The sequence below is a fragment of the Fusobacterium perfoetens genome, from assembly GCF_021531475.1.
Classification (GTDB): domain Bacteria; phylum Fusobacteriota; class Fusobacteriia; order Fusobacteriales; family Fusobacteriaceae; genus Fusobacterium_B.
Genome location: NZ_JADYTX010000015.1, coordinates 25,161 through 47,809, shown reverse-complemented (window position 1 = coordinate 47,809; position 22,649 = coordinate 25,161). Strand labels below are relative to the sequence as shown.

Genomic DNA, 22,649 nt, shown 5'->3' with positions numbered 1-22,649 from the left:
ATACATTACCAACTTTCTTATATTTTTTAATTTGTTGATAATATATATGTGTCCTTTATGGGTATCATATCACTTTTTTGATATGCAAATAATGCTGCTCCTATTGCTCCTGTATATTGAGTTAAAGGTGAAGTTTTAACTTCTTTTCCTAATTCTTCAGACATAGCTAAAACAACTCCACCATTTAGGGCCACACCACCTGTCATAACTAAGTCGTCTTCTAACCCTACTCTTTTTGCAAGTCCTCCAACTCTTCCTGCTACTGAACGATGGATTCCTCTTATGATATCTCTTTTATCAGTTCCTTTTGCTAATTGGGAAATAACTTCTGATTCAGCAAAAACTGTACAAGTAGAACTTATACTTACATCTTTTGTTGATTCTGCAGATAAAGTTTGTAAGTCACTAACTTTTACTTCTAATACTTTAGCCATAACGTCTAAGAATCTTCCAGTACCAGCTGCACATTTGTCGTTCATTACAAAATTTATAAGAACTCCTTTAGGTCCAACTTTAAGTACTTTAGCATCTTGACCACCAATATCTATAACTGTTTTTACATTAGGAAATAGATAGTTAGCTCCTTTTGCGTGACAACTAAGTTCACTCATTTGGTAATCTGCCCATTCTAAAAGAGAGTTACGACCATATCCTGTTGCTAATACACAATCTATATCTTCTCTTTTTAGACCTGCTTGTTTAGTTACTTCTTCAATAACTCTACCTGGTCCACTAGTACCTGCTCCTACATTAATAACGGCTTTACTGATAATTTCTTTCCCATCTTTAAGTATAACACTTTTAGATGCAGTAGAACCTATATCAATTCCCATTGTGTACATTAAAATCCTCCGTTTCCTTGCACTTAAAAAAATTTATTTTTTATATAATAATCTAAGTTTATATATATTAAAAACTTAAATCTAATAATACAACAATATTTCACCTCTTTCGAAGTGAAATATTGTTAATATTTTTTAATTATTTAATAGATTATCTTTTTGTGTAACTATCAAAATCACGAGTTGATCTTGGAAGTAACATTTGATGGAATGCACAGATTCCTTTTGGATTTTGGTAAGCTGATTCTACGAATGCTTCGATATATGGACGAATCATTGTCATATCAACGATTTCATCTACCATACCTGTTACTGCACAAGCTTTTGGTCTTGATTCATCATAGAATTTTTTGATTAATTCGTTCATTTTATCTACTGTAGGTTGTAGATCTTTTCCAGCTTTTTTATCTTTAACTAATTTTCTAGAGTACATTGCTATTGCAGCTGTTTCTCCATTCATAACATACATTTCAGTTGCTGCAGTACCTATTGAGAATACGTTAGTGTTGTTTCCTTGAGGTCCTCCTAATACATAGTGAGCTGCCGCACTTCCTTTTCTTAATGTAACTTCAAATTGAGGTATGTCTGAATTTTCAATTGAGTAGATTAAAGATTGTCCTAATCCTAGTAATTCTGCCTTTTCAGCTTCGTCACCTACATCGATACCAGATGTGTCTTGGATCCATACGATAGGTAATTTGTCTCTTCCACAAAGAGTTACAAATTCGTTCATTTTAATTAAACCTTGACGGTATAATTTTCCTCCGATTCCTATTGCATTTTCTCTATATTCAGGATATTTCATTAATAGTCCTTGTACGTTAGCTACAACTCCTACTAATAATCCGTTTACTTTTGCCATACCTGTTACGATTTCAGGTCCAAATCCTTTTTTGTATTCAGTGAATTCTGAATTGTCAAATAAACGTGCGATAACTTCATAGATATCGTAAGTTTTCTTTTGATTTAATGGAACTATTGAATATAGGTCTTCAGCTGAGTATTTAGGAGCTCTTGGCTCGTCAACTCTGAAGAATTGTAAATCATATGCTGGTAACATATCAACATATTTTTTGATTCCTTCTATTACACCTAATTCTTCTTGGTAAACTTCTCTCATAAATCCAGTTTCATTGAAGTGGATAGAAACTGATCCAGGAGGGTTTACTTTTCCAGCGTTTATTGTGTTAGTGATGATTTGTTCAGCATCAGGTATTTCGATATGTCCTTTAGGGTTCATTCCTCCAACGATTCCTGCTCCTCCAACAGCCATGTTAGCTTTTCTATGAGCAACGATTAGAGTTGGACTGATACTGTGGTATCCTCCACCAGCTGGGTTTGTTCCGTAAATTCCAACGATTACTGGAATTCCTAATTTTTGTAATTCAGCGTTTCTGAAGAATGGAGTTCCTCCACCTCTTCTGTTAGGATATACTTTTTCTTGTTCTGTGAATTTAACTCCACTACAGTTTAGTACATAAACTAAAGGAATTCTTAATGTTTTAGCTGTATCAGATGCTCTTAATAAGTTGTCAGCTTGTCCTGCAACCCAAGCTCCTGCTAATTTTTTATTGTCAGATGCAACGATTACTGCCCATTTACCGTTGATTCTTCCTAATCCTTTTACTATACCAGTAGACCCATTGTCATTTCCTTCTGGGTTGTAGATAGTATTTAATGGACACCAAGTTCCTTTATCTACTAATGCTGCTATTCTTTGTAAAGCTGTCATTTGTCCTGATTCGTTTAAAGATTCATCAGTACGTCCTTCAGCTTGTACTGTTTTTATTGCTTCGTGTATATCAGCTTCAATTGCTTTTAAAGCTTCCATATTTTCGTTATTAGCTGCAGCTAGAGGTTTTCCTAGTGTAGGCATATTTTGAAAATATTTTGGCATTGAATAATTATTCATTTATTTCCTCCTGATTTTGTCTACTTTTAGATATAAAAGACTATTTTGCTTCTTCTACTGGAACTTTGATGAATGCTTGACCTGGGTCAATTTCTTCTCTTATCATTTTGATAACTTCTGGAGATGGAGCTTCTAATAATACAGCTCTTGATACGTCAATATCAAATCCAGTGTTTTCTAATACATCTTCTGGAGATGAAGTTGGATAGTATCCAGCTAGATACATTCTCTTAGTTTCTTCATCGAATTTTAAGATTCCTCTGTCAGTAACAACCATTATTGGTCCTCTGTTTCCAGGTAATCCAACTTTTTCACGACCACCAGGTCCGTCCATCCATCCTGGAGATGTGATGTAGTCTACTTTATTTATAAATCTTCTTTTTTCGTGTTGCATCATTATGATAGTGTTAGCATAAGTAGCGATTCCGTTAGCTCCTCCTGAACCAGTGAATCTAGTTTTTGGATGGTTGTAATCTCCTATTGAAGTTGAGTTAACGTTTCCGTATGGGTCTATTTGAGCTCCACCGATGAAAGCTACTAATCTTGTTTCATCGTGTAACCATTCGTTAGCTTCGAATCCTATGAAACGAACGTTTGGCCATTGTACTGAACAGTGAGCCATGAATCTGTTGTCTCCAACACTTCTTGGTACTTCGATTGGGTTACAGTCCATAAGTCCACTTTCAACTATGATATTACATTCAGGTGCAAATACTTTTTTAGCAACAGAGGCTCCGATTAATGGAAGTCCAGTTCCAACTATAACTATTTGTCCATTTTTAATTTGTTTTGCAATTGTAACTGCTTGCATTTCTTTATTTGTATAATTAGTGTAATCTGCCATTTCTATTTTACCTCCTCAGCTTTTTTAGCATATCCTAATCCAGGAACTATATTTAAATTGATTAAACGAGATGCTCCTAATTTATTTAAATAAGCTTCGTGAGTTGGTACGTCATATACCCATTCTTTTAAGAATGCTTCAAAGTCTTCTTGAGTTTTACTTGCAACGTCATATAATTTTAAGAAAGCGTTGTCATAGTCATAGAATCCGTAACATTGAGTTGGGTGAGCTCCGTATGGTGCATGTACAACTGCGTCAACACAGAATCCAGCTATTGAGTTTTTAGTAGGATCTAAACGAATTTCTTCGTTACTTACTACTTGTTCACAAGTTACTATACAACGTTTTGCTGCGATAGCGATGTCTACGTCGTGGAATTCGTCACCAATTATTGAACAAGTTCCATCTGGAGATGCTTTTTGTACGTGAATTATAGCTAAGTCTATTTCAGGTACTGGAACAGCTACTACTTTTTCACCTGGTTTGAATGGGTTTTCTACATAAACAAATTTGTCATCTGGTATTTTGTCTATTGTTTTTCTAACTTCTTTAGAGATTCCCCATTTGTTTACTAAGTCAGTTCCCATCATTAAACGAACTGGTAAATATGGTAATCCTAGAGATGCAGCGTGTAACATTAACATGATAACGTCTTGTGAGTAGTCTTCCATGTTAAGTTTTCCTTCTTCATACCATTTTCTGAAACGTCTAGAAACGTTAGTTACTCCTGAGTTAGCTGTATAGCAGTTAATATAAGCTTTTACTCTTCCAGCTCCTATTAACATATCCCAATCTCCACCTGCAGGTCCTGATTCTCCTACAAAATCTGTGAATCCTTGTCTTAGAATTTCATAAACTAGTGCATATGGTTTTCTGTTAGTAGTGAATCCACCTATAACCATATGATCTCCATTTTTGACATATTTTGCTACTGCGTCTTTTAAAGACATTATTTTACTTTCCACGTCAAAAACCTCCTTAAATTTTATTTTGTTTTTATTCAAATGTTATAATTTTTAAGATTTTATTATTTTCCAAATACCATCATAAAGAATCCAGCTGCAACTGCTGACCCAATAACTCCTGCAACGTTAGGTCCCATAGCGTGCATTAATAGGAAGTTAGTAGGATTTGCTTTTGCTCCCTCAACTTGAGAAACACGAGCTGCCATTGGAACTGCTGATACCCCAGCTGATCCAATAAGTGGGTTGATTTTTCCACCAGTTATTAAGCATAAAACTTTTCCTAATAAGATTCCTCCAACTGTTGCGAAACAGAAAGCTAAAAGTCCCATTCCAACTATTGCTAAAGTTTGAGTTCTTAAGAAGATAGTTCCGTTTGCTGTAGCTCCAACTGCAAGTCCTAGTAATAATGTTACTAAGTTACATAAAGCGTTTTGAGCTGTATCAGATAAACGAGCAACTACTCCTGATTCTTTTAATAAGTTACCATACATTAACATACCGATTAATGGTGCTGTTGATGGAAGTAATAAAGCACAGAATAATGTTACGAATATAGGGAAAACTACTTTTTCTACTTTAGAAACTTTTCTTAATTGTCCCATTTTAATTTTTCTTTCTTTTTCAGTTGTTAAAGCTCTCATGATAGGTGGTTGAATCATAGGGATTAACGCCATGTATGAGTAAGCTGCAACTGCGATTGGTGCTACTAAGTCTGGAGCTAGGTTGTTAGCTATATAAATAGCTGTAGGTCCGTCAGCTCCTCCGATGATACCGATAGCTGCTGCTTCTCCAACTGTAAATAATCCAGTTGCATTAGCTAATGTAAATGCTACATAGATACCAAATTGAGCTGCTGCTCCTAATAGTAAACTTACTGGGTTAGCAATTAATGGACCGAAGTCTGTCATTGATCCAACACAAGTAAATATTAAACAAGGGAATAAACTACTTTTTACTCCACTATAGATTATTCTTAATACTCCTGATGAGTACCAAGGTTCTGCTTCTTTCATAAGACCAGCTAAAGGTAAGTTAGCTAAGAACATACCGAAAGCTATAGGTAATAGTAATAATGGCTCATATTTTTTTACTACAGCCATATATACTAATACGAATGATATTAGTATCATTACTAGCTCTTGCCAAGTTGCTCCTATGAACCCTGACTCTAATAAAATTCCTTTAAATACGTCTATAAAATTCATTTACAACTCCTCCTTATTTCAATGTAATTAGAGTTGCATCTGTATCTACTGCGTCACCTTTTTTAACTAGGATAGAATCTACTACCCCATCAGCCGCTGCTACAACTTCTGTTTCCATTTTCATAGCTTCCATTATGATTACTATTTCTCCAGTTTTTACAGCTTGTCCTGGTGCAACTTTAACGTCTAAGATTGTTCCTGGAAGTGGAGCTACTACTGTAGATGCTCCTGCTGAAACTGGTGCTGCTGTAGGTGCTGGAGCTGCTACTGGAGCTGGAGCAACTGGTGCAGGTGCTGCTACTGGTGTTGGTGCTACTGGAGCTGCAGGTGCTGCTACGATAGGTGCTGATGCTGTTACTGGTGCTGCTATTTCCTCACGAGTCATTGGTCTGTAATCTTCAACTCTCTCTAATTCTATTTCATATCTTTTTCCATTTACATTGGCAATATACTTCATTCTCTTAAAAACCGTCCTTTCAATTTTTCATAATTTTTTAAATTTTAATTTTTTAATAAACTCAATACCTTTTAATAAAATAAAAACCCTTTTAAAACACTATTTAATTTCTCTTATAGATTTTACTCTATATTCACCTCTTACAGAACGTAATTCTTCTGAAACAGCTGATATTAACACAGCACAATATTCTTCACTTAAGTCCTCTTCTGCAGGCTTAGTTACTACTTTTGGTGCTGGTTTTTGTTCAGAAATTCCTAAACAACTGAATATTTTAGAGAAAATAATGATAGCAATAGCCAATACCGCTAGAGCTGTAAAAACAACAGACAATCCTAAAGCAGAAACTATTAATGATTCAAATATTCCCATAGTACTACCAGTAAACATCTCTTCTCACACCTCCTTATGTTATTATATTCCACATTATGGAATGTATTTCATTTTTTCAAATTAATTATAATACAAAATTTCTATTTAGTCAATAAATTTTTTGTATATTTTCTTATTTATTCTCTTGTTTTAAGTTTTTTTTTAACATTTTTTATTCTAAAAGCTTACATAATTTATAATTTAAATAGTATAACATTTTAAAATATATTTATCATATATATGTAAAGCATATCTTAAAAATATCCTATACCCTTAGAAATATCTTCTCCTGCTTTTCTTATAATATTTTTAAGATTTTCTACTCTCTCCTCTGAGAAGATTTTAGGTTTTGCAACTACTATTCCAACAGAAGCTATAACATTTCCTGAACTATTTCTTATAGGAGCTCCTATTCCAATAGTCCCTTTGGCATAATCTCCAGACGATGTAGATATTCCCTCTTCTCTTATTCTCTTTAGTTTTTCTCTAAGCTCTAAAGGTGTTATTCTAAGAGAAGTTTTTCCTTTTTCTATTACTTTTTTTATGTAGTCATTTATAAACTCGTCTGATTGAAATGCAAGTATCGCTTTTCTTATAGCACCATAGTGAAGATACAACTCATCTCCAAATTCTTCAACTAGTTTTAAAGTTCTTTTTCCATCAACCCTCTCTAAAACTATACCTTTATACTCTACAGGAATAATCAAGAAAGTATCCTCTCCCGTTTCTAAAGCTATCTTTTTTAACACATCATATGCTACACTTTGAAGATGTACGTGTTTAGAAGCTGATGTCCCGAGAGGAATAAGTGCTGGTCCCAATCTATATTCATGGGATTTCTCATCTTTCACAACATACATTGTCGAGCACAATGTCTTTAATATTCTATGAACTGTACTTGGTGGTAGCTCCAGTTCTTCAGCTAATTGTGCTATGGAACAAGTATCGTTTGCTCTCTTTAAAATTTCTAGTAATTCCATTGCTCTTAATAAACTTTGTATCATTTTTCTTCATTAATATAGTATATATTAATTTCCTCCTTTAAAAAAATTACAATACCCTTTTATATCATTATCCCCTATTTTTTTTTATAAGTCAACTTTTTATATTTATTATTTTTTTGTAATAAATTCAAGTAAAATTTTTTTTAATTTATTTTCTCTATCTCTATATATTTTTTTATCAAAAATATGTCTTTATTTTTTATATAACATCTTATTTTTTCATTTATTTAGTATTTTCTTTACATTTTTATTTAAAAAAATATATAACATATATAAAAAATATTTATAGTATAAAATAAATGAATTTTTATTTTGATATTTTATGTGATAATATTAGATTATCAAATACATTTTAGAGTTTTTTTGATACTTTAATTACAGTTTCAGAACTCAAATTATGTAATTATAGCATAACTGAATTTTGAAAGGCTTAATTATCGCCAAAAAATTTCTAACCCACATGGGATGTATTCATTAAATTATACAGGGGGTATTATTTATGACTTTCACTTTTAATATGGCTGAAACACTTGCCATAGCAATCGTTATTCTTTTAGTCGGAGCTGCTGTTAAAAAAAGAGTTCCAGTTCTTGAAAGATTCTTTATTCCTGGACCAGTTATTGGTGGAGTTATCTTCTCTATCGTATTATTAATAGGACATGAAACTGGTGCTTTCTCTTTCGCTTTTGACGGAGTATTAAAAGATTTCTTAATGATAGCTTTCTATACTACAGTTGGATACCTTGCAAGTTTCGAACTTCTTAAAAAAGGTGGAATCGGGGTTGTATTATTCTTATTAGCTGCTATCATATTAGTTGTTATCCAAAACTCAGTTGGTGTATCTCTAGCTAAAATATTTGGATTACATCCATATATCGGACTTGCTGCTGGATCAGTACCATTAACAGGTGGACACGGAACTTCTGGAGCTTTCGGACCATTAATGGAACAAGGTGGAGCAGTTGGAGCAATGTCAGTTGCTATGGCTTCTGCTACATTTGGACTTGTTGCTGGATGTTTAATCGGTGGACCAATCGCTAAAAAACTTATAGAAAAATTTGGTTTAGTTGCTAAAAAAGACGAAAAACCTCATCAAACTAAGAGAGAAATAGACAATGAAGTTTTCGAAGGAGACCTTGACGTTTTCGAAGAAAAAGTTAGTGAAGAAAGTTTATTCAAAGCTGTTGTTGCTATCGGTTTAGCAATGGGATGTGGAGCTTGGATTCCTCCATTTGCAAAATCATTAGGTGTTGCAATTCCAGTTTACTTAGGACCAATGTTAGTTGCTGCTATATTCAGAAACGTTATGGATATGTCTAAGAAAAAACTTCCATTAACTGAAATATCAATGCTTGGAAATATCGCACTTTCTATATTCTTAGCAATGGCATTAATGTCAATGAAATTATGGGAACTTGCTGCTCTAGCATTACCATTAATCGTAATCTTATTAGTTCAAACAGTAATCATGGCTATCTATGCTTACTTCGTAACATTCAATATCATGGGAAGAGACTACGACGCTGCTGTTATAGCTTGTGGACACTGTGGATTTGGAATGGGAGCTACTCCTAACGCAATGGCTAACATGGAATCATTCACTAAAGCTAACGGACCATCTGTTAAAGCTTTCTTCGTAATTCCATTAGTTGGATCATTATTCATCGACTTCTTCAACGCTGTTATCATCACATTCTTCATGAATATGTTCAAATAATAGTTAATTGAAAAGTTAATTGATTAAGTATAAAATAAAAAGCTGGCTTTTGAAAGTCAGCTTTTTTTATCTACAACTAATTAATTTTTTATATCCTACCTTATACCCTTGTCCTTATAATATTTTAAAGCACCTTTATGAAATGGAATATCAACATTTTTATCATAATTTTCAATGGATACATTTCTTCTTATCCCAAGATTAGAACATCTTACTTCTTCTATATTTTCAAAGAAAGCTTTTGTAATATCATAAACTATCCCCTCAGGAAGATTTCTATCCACTAACAAAAGATTTTGTACTGCCACAGTTTGAATATCCTTTTCTATATTATAATCTTCCTTAGTAATTTTTTCCTTAAAGAAAAAAGGCCATTTTTCTCTTAATTTTTCTATTCCTTCATCTTCAATAGCTACAAAGTTTATCGGCATTTCTAATGAAAGATTATAAATAATATCCGTTGGTACTGTGTTCGTTAAAAATATTGCATCTAAAATATGGTTTTTTAATTGCTCTATAAGTTCTCCAGGGGTACCATAACTTATCTCACTATCAGAATATTTCATATCATGAGCCTCATATAAAAGTCTTGCATTTAACTCAACTCCTGAGTTATATATCCCTATTCCTATCCTTTTTCCTTTTAAATCTTTAAAAGTTTTTACATTGGAATCTCTCAAAGTAACTATCTGAGTATAATTTGGATGAAGTCCCGTTATACAATTTAAATTTTTTATTGGTCCTTTTCCTTTATAGGCTCCAACTCCATAATAAGCTTGATAAACAGTGTCAGACATCGCTATTGCCATCTCTATTTTTTTATCAATAATAAGGTCTATATTTTCTCCAGACCCAGCAGTTGAGCAGGCAGAGGAGTTATATCCTACTTTTTTTATTATCTCTGATATAGCTGTCCCAGCAGGATAAAACACTCCATCAATGGGTCCCGTTCCTATACTTATAAATACATCTTTATAATCTTGTCCAAAGGACATAGATAGAAAACACAGAAATACTACCACTTTTAAAAATATATTTTTATAGTTCATATTCATTGATTTTATTCCTTAATCCTCTCTCGCTTATCCCCAACATCTCAGCTGTCTGTCTTTTATGTCCGTTATTTTTTCTTAGACAAACTTCTATTAAAACTTTTTCAGCCTCTTTTAATGTCATCTCTGTAAGATCTTTTCCTTCTAAAATAATTTTATCTGTAGTGTTAATCGTTCCAATTCCCATATCTGTTAACTGGCTTGGCAAACAATCTAGCTCTATTGTATCGTTTTGCGATAAAAGAACTCCACCTTCAATTATATTTGAAAGCTCTCTGACATTTCCAGGATAATCATAGTTCATCAATATTTTTTCACATCTTCTATCTAAACCTTTTATATTTTTACCCATCTCTTTATTATAAATTTCTATAAAATGTTTAAAAAGCAGTGGTAAATCTTGTTTTCTCTCTCTAAGAGGTGGTATTTTTATTTCTACTATATTAAGTCTGAAGTATAAATCTCTTCTAAATGTTCCCTCTTCTACCATTTTTTTAAGATCTCTATTAGTAGCAGCAATAATTCTTACATCAGTTTCTATTGGCTCATTAGCCCCCAAAGGAATAAAAGATTTTTCTTGTAACACTCTTAAAAGCTTTGATTGAAGACTTAAAGACATATCTCCTATCTCATCAAGAAATATTGTCCCCTTATTAGCATATTGAAATTTTCCTATTTTGTCACTTACAGCATTGGTAAAAGTTCCTTTTTTATGACCAAAAAACTCCTCCTCAAGTAACCCCTCTGGAATAGCTGCACAATTTACTTCTACAAATTTATTATCTTTTCTTTTTCCTGAAAAATGTATGGCTCTCGCAACTAACTCTTTTCCTGTTCCACTTTCTCCTGTTATCATCACTCCTGTATCAACATCTTTTAGCTTATCAATCAAAGAAAATATCCTTTTCATTCCCTCTGTTTTTCCAATTATTCCCTCAAATTGATATTTATTTTGAAGTTCCTTGCTAAGATACTCTATCTTTTCATTCATTTTTTGAAACTCTAGAGCCTTTTTTACTATCATATAAAGTTCTTCTAAATTCATAGGTTTAGTCAAATATGTATAAGCACCTTTTTTCATTGCCTCTACTGATGACATTATAGAACCATATGCTGTCATAATTATCACAACTATATCTTTATTTATTTTTTTTATTTCTTCTAAAACCTCTAGACCATCTACATCTCCTATTTTTAGATCAAGAAGTACAAGATTAATATTTTCTTTTTTTATTATCTCTATTCCCAAGCTCGGATCAGTAGTAGCTTGAACATCATAGCTATCTTCCAATGCAAAAGTAAGAGATGAACAAATTGAAATCTCATCATCTATTATAATTATTTTTTCCACCTATATCACCTCAAAAATTATAGTAAATTTTGTAAACTTGTTTTTTTCACTTTCAACAAATAGATTTCCACTGTTTTTTTCTACAAGTTGTTTTGTCAAAGGTAACCCAAGTCCCGTTCCCTTTGCTTTAGTTGTATAAAACACTTCATATATATTATTCAATTCTTTTTCTGTCATTCCAATTCCATTGTCTGTTATCTCAATTATTCTATGCTCCTCAAAAGCATAACTTTTTATCTTGATAAAATACTCCTCTTTCTCATCTATTTTTTCTTTTTTCTCATTTATAGCATCTATTGAGTTCAAAAGAATATTTATCATAACTTGCTTTATTTGAGCTGGATCCCCTTTGATAGAAAGAGTGGTATCTATATCAAGTTCTATTTTTATAGAATTTTTATCAAATGTAGGCTTAAGAAGTAACATTGATGAATTTATAATATCATATAAATTTATATCAGATATGGAATTAGCCTTTGGTTTTATATAATCTATAAGATTTTCTATCAATCTATTTACTCTTTCTACTTCTTTGGGAACTATTGTCACTATCTGTTCTCTAAATTTTTCATTATCTTTTTTTAGTGGCAAAAGTTCAATATATGTTTTTATAGCTGTCATTGGATTTCTTATCTCGTGAGCAATCCCAGCAATTATAGTGGCAATAGCTGTATCTTTCTCTTTTTTTAGAGATTTTTCTCTTAAAAGTTTCTCCTTAGTACACTCTTCCATAGTAAGAAAAGCCCCAATATTATTTTTTTGATAATCTAAAAGTGGATAAAGGGTATATCTAAAATACTCCTCTCTTCCATTCAGATTTATTTTAAGCTCTCTTGTTATATGAGCCTCATTCTCAAAAACAGTTTTTTCAAAAACTCCATTTCCTATAATTTTTTCCATTATGGGATAATAATAAGCATCTTTTCCTTTGAAGTTATCTCCTGCATTAAAAAGATTTATAGAATTTTTATTCATAAAAGTTATCTTTCTATCTCTATCAAAAATAGTGATACATCTAGGACTACTTTCACAAATAATGCTATTAAGCTCGTTATTATTTCTTATCTCTATGATTTTTTCTTCAAGTTCTTTATTTATTTTTCTAAGTTTAGCAGTTTTATCTTTTACAACTTTTTTTAATTGAATATTCCAAATACTTATAACTAGCAATATCAAAACCAAAATCAAAGAAACATAAGATATTGTTTTTATATTTTGTAACATCTGCTTTTCTTTCTCAAGCTCTGCCGATTTATTCCATTTCACAAAAAGATTTTCATAACTACCATTTATTTTTAAATTTTTTAATTCTCCATTGATAACTTTAACTAAACTTTCATTTTCATAAGAAACTCCTATATAATAACTTACTGGAGCAGTATAACTATTCATTATTTCATACTTATTATATAGATTTTTTTCTAGCATTATATATTCAGCTATCTCTTGTACACCGATCGCAAAATCTGCTCTTTCCAATTCCAAAAGTTTAAAAAGAGATTCTTGATCAAATACAATATTAAAATTAACTTTTTTCATATTTTTTAGATAGTTATATTCTGATGAGCCTTTCTCTACTCCTACTAAAAAATCTTCATTACCAAATCCCTCTTTTATACTTTTTATCTTAGTTTTAGGAGCCACTATACAGACACTATATTCTCCAATACTATCTGTATATCTAATTTTATTTTCATACTCTTTATCAAATCTCATTCCAATTACAGCATCTATTTTTTTATTTACTAACTTTTCATAAGACTCTTTTTTAGTCATAGGGACATATATAAATTTAACATTGTTTTTTTGTCCTATAAGATTTAAAAGCTCTATATTAAATCCCTTTATTACTCCCTCTTCTACGAATTGTAAAGGAGGTTCCATAGGATCAAAAGCCACTACATATTCTTTTTTTAAAACTATTTTTTTGGGAGTTCTTTCTATTGATATTCCTTGAGAAATAAAGGAATTTATCATCAAAAAAAACACCAGAAAGAATTTTTTCATACTAAACCTCAAAAAATTTTATTTCCTTAATTATACCATTTTTTTCAATTTCTTCATAACTTTATTTTTAACAATAAAAAAAGACTGCTGTAGTTTTATTACAACAGTCTAAGTTAAATCATTTTACTATTTTTTCCATAGTCCTATATTTTTTTTAGAAAACCTGATAGCGATAATATCGCCATCAGATCTAAATATAATCTATCATATCTTTTACTGAATTAAAGATATAGTCAGGTTTAAAAGATGTATCCTTAAGCATTTCTTTTGTAGTTTCTCCACTCATCACAAGAACTGAAGTAACTCCATTATCAAGTCCTGTTCTAATATCTGTATATAACCTATCCCCAACCATTACCAATTCCTCTTTTTTTAAATTATAATTTTCTAAAATAGCATCTATTATATAATGATTAGGTTTTCCTATTACGATAGGCTCTTTTCCTGTGGTAGCTTTTATAAGAGCCATCATAGAACCAGTATCTGGCATATATCTTCCCCCCTCAAGAGGACAAACAAGATCTGGATGAGTAGCAACATATTCTACCCCATCACTGATATAATCACAAGCTATCCACAACTTTTCATAGGTTAAAGTAGTATCAAATCCTAAAACTACATAATCTATCTCTTTATTTCTCTCTCTTACAAGTTCAAATCCAGCTTCTACAAAACTATCTTCTAAGGCTTTTGTCCCCAATAAAAATATTTTTGCATTTTTCTTCTGTTTCTTCAACCAAAATATAGTGGCTTCTCCTGAGCTAAAAACCTCCTCTGAAGTAGCCTCTATCCCCAGTCTTGCTAATTTTTCAACATAAGAGTTTTTATTTTTGGAAGAGTTATTTGTTAAAAATATATATCTTTTATTACTTGATTTAATTTTTTTTAGGAAATCTTTCGCCCCATCTATCAGTTGTTCTCCTAGATAGATTGTTCCATCCATATCTAATAAATAGCAGTTTTTTCCCTCCATATTCACCTCTCCCTTTTAAGATTATCTAAATAAGTTAGGTATAAATAAAGCCACATCTTGTGAGTAAGTTACTAATAATAGAACCACTACTAAAGATATTATAAATGGCCATACTTCTTTTATAAAGTCCTCCAGTTTTACATTGACTATAGAGCAAACTGTAAACATCATTGAACCAAATGGTGGAGTTAATCCTCCAATCATAATATTTACTATAAAGATAACACCAAAATGAAGTGGGTCTACACCTAAACTTCTTACAGCTGGTACTAAAAGTGGTGCTAATATTACAAGTGCTGCTCCACCTTCTATAAACATTCCAATGAAAAGAAGTAAAAGATTTATAACCATTAAAAGTACAAATTTATTGTCTGTGAAATCCATTAAACCTTGAGTTATAATTTGTGGTATTCTTTCTAGTGTCATATAGTAACCAAATACTTTTGCACTAGCTATAATTATCATAACTGAACCTGTACTTTTTACTGTTTCCATTAAGATAATTGGTATATGTTTTAATTTTAATTTTTTATAAACGAAGAAACCAACAAAGAAACAGAATATTACTGCCACTCCTCCAGCCTCTGTTGGAGTAAACATTCCCATTCTCATTCCCATAATAATACCAAATGGTATTGCCAAAGCCCATATTGATTTTAAAGCTTGTCTTCCAATCTCACTTGGACTTGCCATCTTATCTCTTGATGGAGCATATCCACGTTTTACAGAAATTATATAAACAGTAATCATCATAGCAGCTGTCATCAAAATACCTGGTGTATATCCTGCTAAGAACATATCTCCAACTGGTACATTAGCTATCAAAGCATAAAGAATTAAGTTTGTTCCAGGTGGTATTACAGGGCTAACTGCTGAAGATGCTGCTGTTACTGCTGCTGAAAATTCTGGAGAAAATCCTTTTTTTATCATTTCTGGTACAAGAATTTTTGATTCCATAGCTGCATCAGCATTGGCAGAACCAGAAATTCCACCCATCATAGCACTTAAAAGACAGTTTACTTGAGCAAGTCCCCCTTTCATATGACCTGCTAAAACCTCAGCCATATTCATAAGTTGCTCACTTATTCCAGAATAATTCATCACTGAACCAACCATTATAAAAAATGGTACTGCTAAGTATGGAAAAGATTCAACAGATGTAGCAAATTGTTGAATAACCATATTCATAGCCATAGTTTGATTTATAAACATAAAGTAAAATAGTGCTGACCCCATAAGAGCAAATCCAATAGGGATATTTAGAAAGAATAATATAAATAGCACTATTACTGGTGATAATGCGTGCATAGTCTACCCCCTAATTTTTCTTTAAAAATACTTTTTTAAATCCATCTATTGCAAATAATAACGAATAAATAGTCATAAGTCCAAATGAAAGAACTATTCCAGCATTTACATAAGCATATGATATTTCTAGTGCTGCTGTTATTTTTGTAGATGTTGCTACATAAGTGTAACTAAAATAAAACATTACTCCACTTAAAATAAGTAGTAATATATATGTAAAAAATTCAACTATATCTCTGATTTTTTTAGGAAGTAAAACTACAATAGCCTCTACTCCAAGTAGTCCCTTTTCTCTATAAGCTGCTGCTGTCCCTAAAAATATTGTCCAAACGAAACATCCAACAGCTATCTCCTCAGCCCAGAAATATGTGAATTTTAAAACATATCTTGTAAATACATTCATTACAACAACTGATGTTGTTATGGCAATAAATATACTACCTAGATACAATTCAAATTTTTTTAAAAATTCTCTCATATTTCACCTCTTATAAATATAAACTTTTCTATTTGTAGTTAAGAAATAGGGGAATTTCTCCCCTATTCTTTTAAAAAGTTAATTTTATTTTCCGTTTTTTATGTCTTCTCTAATTTTTGTAAGTTCTTTCATTATTTCATCATAGATTCCTGGTGTCCATTTAGGGAATTTAGAATAAACAGGAGCTACTGCTTTATTAAATGCTTCTCCATCAACTTCATGGAAATTAACACCAAGTTCTTTTAATTTTTGTTCATATTCACCTTCAAGTTTTATAGTTTCTCTTAAGTTATCTTCTGCTCCAGCATCAAATTCTTCTTGAAGTATTGCTCTTTGTTCATCAGTTAATTCGTCCCAAACTTTTTTAGAAATACAAACTGCTGATACACCTAGTAAGTGTCTAGTCAAAGAGTATTCTTTTACGTTCTCATATTGTTTAGTTCCATAGTAAGTCATTATAGAACCTTCAACACCATCAATAACACCTTGTTGAATAGCTGCATATGTATCTGGATAAGGCATTGCAACTGGATTTCCACCTAGTGCTTCTATTGTAAATGTATAAAGTTGGCTAGTTGGAACTCTTACTTTTATTCCTTTCATATCTGCAGGAGTTTTGATAGGTTTTTTAGTCATCATACTTCTGAATCCAAATAACCAATCTAGTGATAATACTTTTATTCCTTTTTCTTCAGCTTGTTTATTTAAATTTTGAACTAATGGAGTTCTAACCATTCTTAAATATTCATCAAATGATTGATATAATAATGGACCTGTAACAGCATTATAATCTGGTACATAATCTCCTAAGAAGTTAACTCCGTCAACAAATATCCAATCTGAACCATTAACAACTTGTTCTATTCCATCTTTTCCTATTGGTAAAGTTCCTCCTGTAAATAGTTGTAATTCTAAAGCACCTTTACTTCTTTCATTTACCTTATCTACAACTTTTACTAATGATTTTGCAGTTTGCTCATCGTCAACAAATTTTGTACTTACTTTGAAAACTCTCTTTTCAACTTTTGCTTCTGATTTTTTGTCGCCACCACAACCTACAATTGAAACACCCAAAGCTAACACTAATAACAAATCTCTAAATTTTCTCATAGCCATTCTCCCTTCAAAAATTTATTAAAAAACATTGCTTAAATAAAAAAAAGTAGCAAAAAATTATAGATTTCTCTATAATAATTAGCTACTCCTTCTCTCCAAGCTTTTTATTCCTTTGATATTATTCTATCAACAATATCATTTTTTGTCAATCAAATTTATGTTTTTTTAAACAAATTATTGATTTGAAAATAAATATTTAATATTTTTTCAGAACTTATTTACTTAATATTAACATTTTTTTAACATTATTTTAACATAGAATTTTTTTCACAAAATTATCTTTTTTATCCTTTGACTTTTTATATTATTTATGTTATGATGAAATTGATTAGTTAAATTATATATTAAAGCGGAGTGGAGTGAGCTTTTTTCAATTTTTTTGAGTGGCTCATTTTTTTGTATAATTTAAAAATATTATAATTAAGAGGAGAGAATTATGAATGATGTATTTACTTTATCTTTAACAACAAAAGAAATTTTACTTAGAATTTTTATTTCTGTCCTTATTGGAGGAGCCATAGGATATGAAAGAGGGATTCACAACAGAACTGCCCCTGCTGGATTTAGAACTCATATTTTAGTTTGTCTTGGAGCTTGTATTGTTTCTATTATCCAAGATCAGTTGAGAGTTAACACAACAAATTTTGCTATTGCTTACCCTGAAGTTGCTCAAGTAATCAAAACAGATATTGGAAGAATCGGTGCTCAGGTTGTAAGTGGTATAGGATTTTTAGGTGCTGGTACTATAATGAGAGATAAAGGGGGAGTAATAGGTGGACTTACTACAGCAGCTTCTATCTGGGCCACTGGTTGTCTTGGATTAAGTATCGGTTGGGGATTCTATAATCTTGCTATTCCCGCTGGAGTTGCAATCATAGTAGTTCTTGTTACTTTAAAGAAATTTGAAGAATCTGTAATTGATAAAAAATTTGTAGCTTGTCTTGAAATATTTTTTAAACCTGAGGCATCTCTTGGAAATGATTCTATAAAAATCTATGACACTTTAAAAAATAAAAATATAAAAATTAAAAATATGGAAAAAAATGAGGATAATAAAAAAATAACTTTTTCTATAATAGTCCCTAAACAATTTAACTCCTTTGACCTTCTTTCTGAAATTTCAAGAAATGAAGATGTTACAAAAGTATCTTTCAAGTAATATAAAAAACTTCAAAAGAAAAAACCTGAGTTACACATTATGTAAGTCAGGTCTTTTTTCATTTATTATTTATTAAAGTATGCTTTTAATTCATCAACTTTATCTAATTGTTCCCAAGGAAGAGAGATGTCTGTTCTTCCAATATGTCCAAAAGCTGCTAAATCTTGATATCTAAATTCACAACTTCTAAGTTTTAGATCTCTTTCGATTCCTCTTGGAGATAGGTCAAATATTTTTGAAACTCCTTTTGCAAGTTCTATTTCATCAACTTTTCCTGTTCCATAAGTATCAATTTTTATTGATGTAGGTTCTGCAACACCGATTGCATATGAAAGTTGAACTTCACATTTGTCTGCTAAATCTGCTGCAACGATATTTTTTGCTACCCATCTAGCTGCATAAGCGGCTGATCTGTCAACCTTTGAAGGGTCTTTTCCAGAGAAAGCTCCTCCACCGTGTCTAAAGTATCCACCATAAGTATCAACTATGATTTTTCTTCCAGTAAGACCTGTATCTCCGTGTGGTCCTCCTATTTCAAATTTTCCAGTTGGGTTTATAAATATTTTTTTAACATCATCAAAGTTTAATTCATATTTAGCTAAAACTGGTTTTATAACTAATTCTTTTATATCGTGATGTATTTGTTCTTGAGTTACAATTGGGTTATGTTGAACTGATACAACTATTGTATCAACAAATTTTATATTTCCTTCTCTGTCATATGCTAAAGTAACTTGAGATTTTGCATCTGGTCTAGCCCAAGATAAAACTCCCTCTTTTCTTAAATCAACTAACACTTTTAAGATTTCTCTAGAAAGTACAAGAGCAAGTGGCATAAGTTCTGGAGTTTCTTTTACAGCTCCACCGAACATTATTCCTTGGTCTCCAGCTCCTCCAATGTCAACTCCCATAGCGATATCTGGTGATTGAGAGTGAATTGAGTTGAATACTCCACAACTGTCATCAAATCCCATTCCAGGTCTATATCCTATTTCATATATTTTTTTTCTAACTATATCTTGAATATCTATATATGTTTTAGTTGTGATTTCTCCACCAACTATAACTTGTCCTGTTGTACAAAAAACTTCACAAGCAACTCTTGAATTAGGGTCATCTTTTAAACAAGCATCTAACACAGCATCTGAAATTTGGTCTGCTACTTTGTCTGGGTGTCCAGGTGATACACACTCAGAAGTAAAGTATACTAAATCTTCCATTATTTTTTCCTCCTATAAAAATACAAATCAATAATTAATAAATAAAAAATCCCTTTCATAAGAAAGGGACTTGCTTTTTAACAACTACAATCCCCATCTGGTTGGAATTAGCACCACACAAAAAGTAGGTTGCTGAGACATCTTTGGGCCACTCCCTCCGTCTCTCTTGATGGCTGCAGTATATTATAATACACTGTCTCTAAAAAGTCAATATATATTTTTTTAATATCCCTCTTCCTCCAAAAACAGTGGGGATATTATCTCTAATTTATTTTTCTTACCTTTTGAGGCTTGAACTAAAACAAGGTTTGAATTTTTTTCTCTATTAAAATATACAAATTGTATTTTCTTTAGAGAAAACTTATTTTTTTCTAGCTCCATTATAATCTCAGGAAGTCTAAAACTACGATGAACCATAAAAAACTCCCCTTGAGGTTTTAAAAGCCTTTTGGTATTTTTTATTAGATCCTCTAGATTCAAAGTGATTTCGTGACGAGAGATTTTTTTATTCTCATTTTCAGAGATTTTTTTCCCATCTAACACCATATAAGGTGGATTAGAAATCACATAATCAAAGGTATTTGATTTATCAAAATTTTTAATATCTTGATGGACTATGGTTATTCTATCAGAAAGTCCATTTTCCTCTACATTTTTTCTGAAAAGTCTAGCAGAATCCTCTTGAATTTCTACCCCTGTTATATCCTGCATATTTTTTCTTTTAGCAAGAAGTATGGGTATTATCCCTGTACCACTTCCAATATCCAAAAGTTTTTTCTTTGAATTTCCCTCAAAAAAATTAACCAATATAATAGGGTCAACAGAAAATCTAAATCCATCTACAAGTTGGTACATCTTTATATCATCATCAAAAGTAGTAATATTTACTTTCTCATTCATAGGCTACTCTTTTTCTAGTATATCAAGACTTGTTCCATCTTCTGATACAATAGGAGTTTCATTTTTAAGTTTTTTAGCCTCTTTTCTATTGAATTTAACCTCAGAAATATCAAATCTTGTTATTCCTAAATTTGGTAAGTCTACATATAAAAATCCATTTAATGGACTGATACTTGTTACTTTTCCTTCGCCTTTTTCAGTTCTAACTATTTGGTTAACTGCTGGGAACATTCTTAGAGCCTCTTCATATTGTTGATACTCATAGTTGATACAACAAAGAAGTCTACCACAAACCCCAGATATTTTTGCAGGATTTATTACAAGTCCTTGGTCTCTAGCCATTTTTATTGATACAGAGTTAAATTTGTTGATAAAAGTTCTACAACATAACTCTTTACCACAAACTCCTATATCTCCTAAAATTCTTGCCTCATCTCTTACACCTATTTGACGAAGTTCTATTCTTAATCTAAATATATTTGCTAAATCTTTTACTAAATCTCTAAAGTCAATTCTTCCTTCAGCTGTAAAATAGAATATTAATTTTGTTTTATCAAAAGTAAACTCTGTATTTATAAGTTTCATAGGAAGTTTATGTTCAGCTATCTTCTCTTTACAGATTTTATAAGCCTCATTAGCTTCACGTCTTAAATCTTCATATCTTTTTATCTCATCTTCACTTGCTTTTTTAATAACAGGTTTTAGAGGTAGTACAAGATATTTTTCTGATAAAGTTATTGGTGTATTGTAGATTACCCCTATCTCTTGACCTCTTATTGTGTCAACTATAACTTTATCTCCTTTTCTGTAGACTTCATCTTTATTTACAACCTCAAAATAATATCTTTTTTTAGTTATTTCAAAGATTACACCTACAACAGTATAAAATTTTTCTTCCTCTTTCTTTTCTTCTACTTCTTCTATTTCCTCTACTATTTCAACTATATTTTCAATTTTCTTATCTTGAAATTCTTTTATCTCTATATTTTCTACATTCTCTATCTCTTTCATAATTCTCCTCTATATTCTTTATAGAATTCCCTCTTCTAAAAAACTGAAATAGGAATCCTTTGATATTATTATATGATCCAGTATAGAAACATCTACCAACTTAAAAAAATCTTTTAATAGATTTGTAAGCTCTATATCTTTTTGAGAGGGTGTTGTATTTCCTGATGGGTGATTGTGAGCAAAAACTATAGAACGAGCATTATAAGCAAGTACCCTTTCTAAAATCTTTCTTGGATACACAGCACTTCTATCTATTGTCCCCTCAAATAAAGTTTCCATACCTAATACTTCATTATTGGAATTTAGAAACAAAACCTTAAACTCCTCAGATTTTGAAATCCCTATATTTTTTCTAAGATAGTTAATCAGTTGATTTTTCGACCTGATAGCGATATTATCGCCCTCAGCTCCTGTTAACATTTTTTCTTCAAAATAATAGGAATACATATCCCCTAAAAATTTTATATATGTAGATGATACATCTCCTAAACCTTTTATGCTCCTAAGCTCCTCTAAGTTAGCCTCAAAAATTCCGTTAATAGACGAAAATCTCTCTAGTAACTCTTTAGCCAGAGCTTTGGTATCTTTTCTAGGGATTACTAAAAATAGCAAAAACTCAACTATCTCATAATCTGCGAGGGCTTTATATCCACCATTTAAGTATCTCTCTTGAAGTCTTTTTCTATGTCCCTCTCTACTATTTTTTATTTTTTCATCAATATTAGTTTTTGGAATACTCATCATACTCCCTCCTAA

21 protein-coding genes and 1 riboswitch are annotated in these 22,649 nt (G+C 31.3%); of the genes, 2 read left to right on the top strand and 19 right to left on the bottom strand.

The features are described from left to right. Window positions 1-26: 26 nt before the first annotated feature. The 8 genes from hgdC to I6E15_RS04930 all read right to left on the bottom strand — a co-directional run bounded on the left by hgdC (window position 27) and on the right by I6E15_RS04930 (window position 7,601). The gene (gene hgdC / locus I6E15_RS04965) at window positions 27-842 is read right to left on the bottom strand and encodes a (R)-2-hydroxyglutaryl-CoA dehydratase activase HgdC (RefSeq protein ID WP_235245773.1); all 816 of its coding nucleotides are present in this window, start codon (window positions 840-842) and stop codon (window positions 27-29) included. A gap of 151 nt (window positions 843-993) precedes the next feature. Beyond that, window positions 994-2,754 carry an acyl-CoA carboxylase subunit beta gene (locus I6E15_RS04960; RefSeq protein WP_235245771.1) on the bottom strand — a complete coding sequence of 587 codons (1,761 nt, stop codon included), beginning with the start codon at window positions 2,752-2,754 and terminating at the stop codon, window positions 994-996. A gap of 40 nt (window positions 2,755-2,794) precedes the next feature. After that, a complete protein-coding gene (gene gctB, locus I6E15_RS04955) occupies window positions 2,795-3,598 on the bottom strand; it encodes a glutaconate CoA-transferase subunit B (protein ID WP_177162310.1) in 804 nt (267 codons plus the stop codon). Window positions 3,599-3,600: 2 nt separating this feature from the next. Next, the gene (gene gctA / locus I6E15_RS04950; protein WP_177162315.1) at window positions 3,601-4,548 is read right to left on the bottom strand and encodes a glutaconate CoA-transferase subunit A; all 948 of its coding nucleotides are present in this window, start codon (window positions 4,546-4,548) and stop codon (window positions 3,601-3,603) included. Window positions 4,549-4,625: 77 nt separating this feature from the next. Then, window positions 4,626-5,768: a sodium ion-translocating decarboxylase subunit beta gene (locus I6E15_RS04945; RefSeq protein ID WP_235245768.1), complete on the bottom strand. Its 1,143-nt coding sequence runs from the start codon at window positions 5,766-5,768 to the stop codon at window positions 4,626-4,628. Between the two features lie 13 nt (window positions 5,769-5,781). Then, window positions 5,782-6,225, bottom strand: a complete 444-nt coding sequence (locus tag I6E15_RS04940; protein WP_235245766.1) for a biotin/lipoyl-containing protein — start codon at window positions 6,223-6,225, stop codon at window positions 5,782-5,784. Between the two features lie 99 nt (window positions 6,226-6,324). Further along, window positions 6,325-6,615: an OadG family protein gene (locus I6E15_RS04935; RefSeq protein ID WP_177162313.1), complete on the bottom strand. Its 291-nt coding sequence runs from the start codon at window positions 6,613-6,615 to the stop codon at window positions 6,325-6,327. 236 nt (window positions 6,616-6,851) lie between these two features. Beyond that, window positions 6,852-7,601 (bottom strand): IclR family transcriptional regulator, encoded by a 750-nt coding sequence (locus tag I6E15_RS04930; protein WP_235245765.1) that lies wholly within the window; start codon window positions 7,599-7,601, stop codon window positions 6,852-6,854. A gap of 499 nt (window positions 7,602-8,100) precedes the next feature. Between I6E15_RS04930 and gltS the strand changes: the two genes are divergently transcribed. Next, on the top strand, window positions 8,101-9,318 hold the full coding sequence (gltS, locus tag I6E15_RS04925) for a sodium/glutamate symporter (protein ID WP_235245764.1): 1,218 nt from the start codon (window positions 8,101-8,103) through the stop codon (window positions 9,316-9,318). Between the two features lie 95 nt (window positions 9,319-9,413). Here gltS and I6E15_RS04920 read toward each other — a convergent pair whose 3' ends face one another. The 7 genes from I6E15_RS04920 to I6E15_RS04890 all read right to left on the bottom strand — a co-directional run bounded on the left by I6E15_RS04920 (window position 9,414) and on the right by I6E15_RS04890 (window position 17,597). Beyond that, entirely contained in the window at window positions 9,414-10,373 is a 960-nt protein-coding gene (locus tag I6E15_RS04920; RefSeq protein WP_235245761.1) for a TAXI family TRAP transporter solute-binding subunit, read from the bottom strand. Beyond that, window positions 10,357-11,721, bottom strand: a complete 1,365-nt coding sequence (locus I6E15_RS04915) for a sigma-54-dependent transcriptional regulator (protein ID WP_235245759.1) — start codon at window positions 11,719-11,721, stop codon at window positions 10,357-10,359. Before I6E15_RS04915 ends, I6E15_RS04920 begins: the two co-directional genes overlap by 17 nt. Then, the gene (locus I6E15_RS04910; RefSeq protein ID WP_235245757.1) at window positions 11,722-13,698 is read right to left on the bottom strand and encodes an ATP-binding protein; all 1,977 of its coding nucleotides are present in this window, start codon (window positions 13,696-13,698) and stop codon (window positions 11,722-11,724) included. It lies immediately after the preceding gene. 220 nt (window positions 13,699-13,918) lie between these two features. After that, window positions 13,919-14,701 (bottom strand): HAD-IIA family hydrolase, encoded by a 783-nt coding sequence (locus I6E15_RS04905; RefSeq protein ID WP_235245753.1) that lies wholly within the window; start codon window positions 14,699-14,701, stop codon window positions 13,919-13,921. A gap of 21 nt (window positions 14,702-14,722) precedes the next feature. Beyond that, the gene (locus I6E15_RS04900) at window positions 14,723-16,009 is read right to left on the bottom strand and encodes a TRAP transporter large permease (RefSeq protein WP_235245752.1); all 1,287 of its coding nucleotides are present in this window, start codon (window positions 16,007-16,009) and stop codon (window positions 14,723-14,725) included. 10 nt (window positions 16,010-16,019) lie between these two features. Then, window positions 16,020-16,487: a TRAP transporter small permease gene (locus I6E15_RS04895; RefSeq protein WP_235245749.1), complete on the bottom strand. Its 468-nt coding sequence runs from the start codon at window positions 16,485-16,487 to the stop codon at window positions 16,020-16,022. Between the two features lie 84 nt (window positions 16,488-16,571). Further along, complete coding sequence (locus I6E15_RS04890; protein WP_235245747.1) at window positions 16,572-17,597, bottom strand: C4-dicarboxylate TRAP transporter substrate-binding protein; 1,026 nt, start codon at window positions 17,595-17,597, stop codon at window positions 16,572-16,574. A 442-nt stretch (window positions 17,598-18,039) separates the two neighbouring features. Between I6E15_RS04890 and I6E15_RS04885 the strand changes: the two genes are divergently transcribed. Then, entirely contained in the window at window positions 18,040-18,762 is a 723-nt protein-coding gene (locus tag I6E15_RS04885) for an MgtC/SapB family protein (RefSeq protein WP_235245744.1), read from the top strand. Between the two features lie 65 nt (window positions 18,763-18,827). Here I6E15_RS04885 and metK read toward each other — a convergent pair whose 3' ends face one another. The 4 genes from metK to radC form a co-directional block, all read right to left on the bottom strand. Further along, window positions 18,828-19,982: a methionine adenosyltransferase gene (gene metK / locus I6E15_RS04880; RefSeq protein ID WP_235245741.1), complete on the bottom strand. Its 1,155-nt coding sequence runs from the start codon at window positions 19,980-19,982 to the stop codon at window positions 18,828-18,830. Window positions 19,983-20,072: 90 nt separating this feature from the next. Then, a riboswitch (SAM riboswitch) is annotated at window positions 20,073-20,158 on the bottom strand. A gap of 46 nt (window positions 20,159-20,204) precedes the next feature. Continuing rightward, window positions 20,205-20,882 carry a tRNA1(Val) (adenine(37)-N6)-methyltransferase gene (locus tag I6E15_RS04875; protein WP_235245727.1) on the bottom strand — a complete coding sequence of 226 codons (678 nt, stop codon included), beginning with the start codon at window positions 20,880-20,882 and terminating at the stop codon, window positions 20,205-20,207. A 3-nt stretch (window positions 20,883-20,885) separates the two neighbouring features. Further along, window positions 20,886-21,827 (bottom strand): PSP1 domain-containing protein, encoded by a 942-nt coding sequence (locus tag I6E15_RS04870; RefSeq protein WP_235245779.1) that lies wholly within the window; start codon window positions 21,825-21,827, stop codon window positions 20,886-20,888. A gap of 84 nt (window positions 21,828-21,911) precedes the next feature. Beyond that, window positions 21,912-22,637, bottom strand: coding sequence for a RadC family protein (radC, locus tag I6E15_RS04865; RefSeq protein WP_235245726.1), 726 nt, complete (start codon window positions 22,635-22,637; stop codon window positions 21,912-21,914). Window positions 22,638-22,649: the final 12 nt, after the last annotated feature.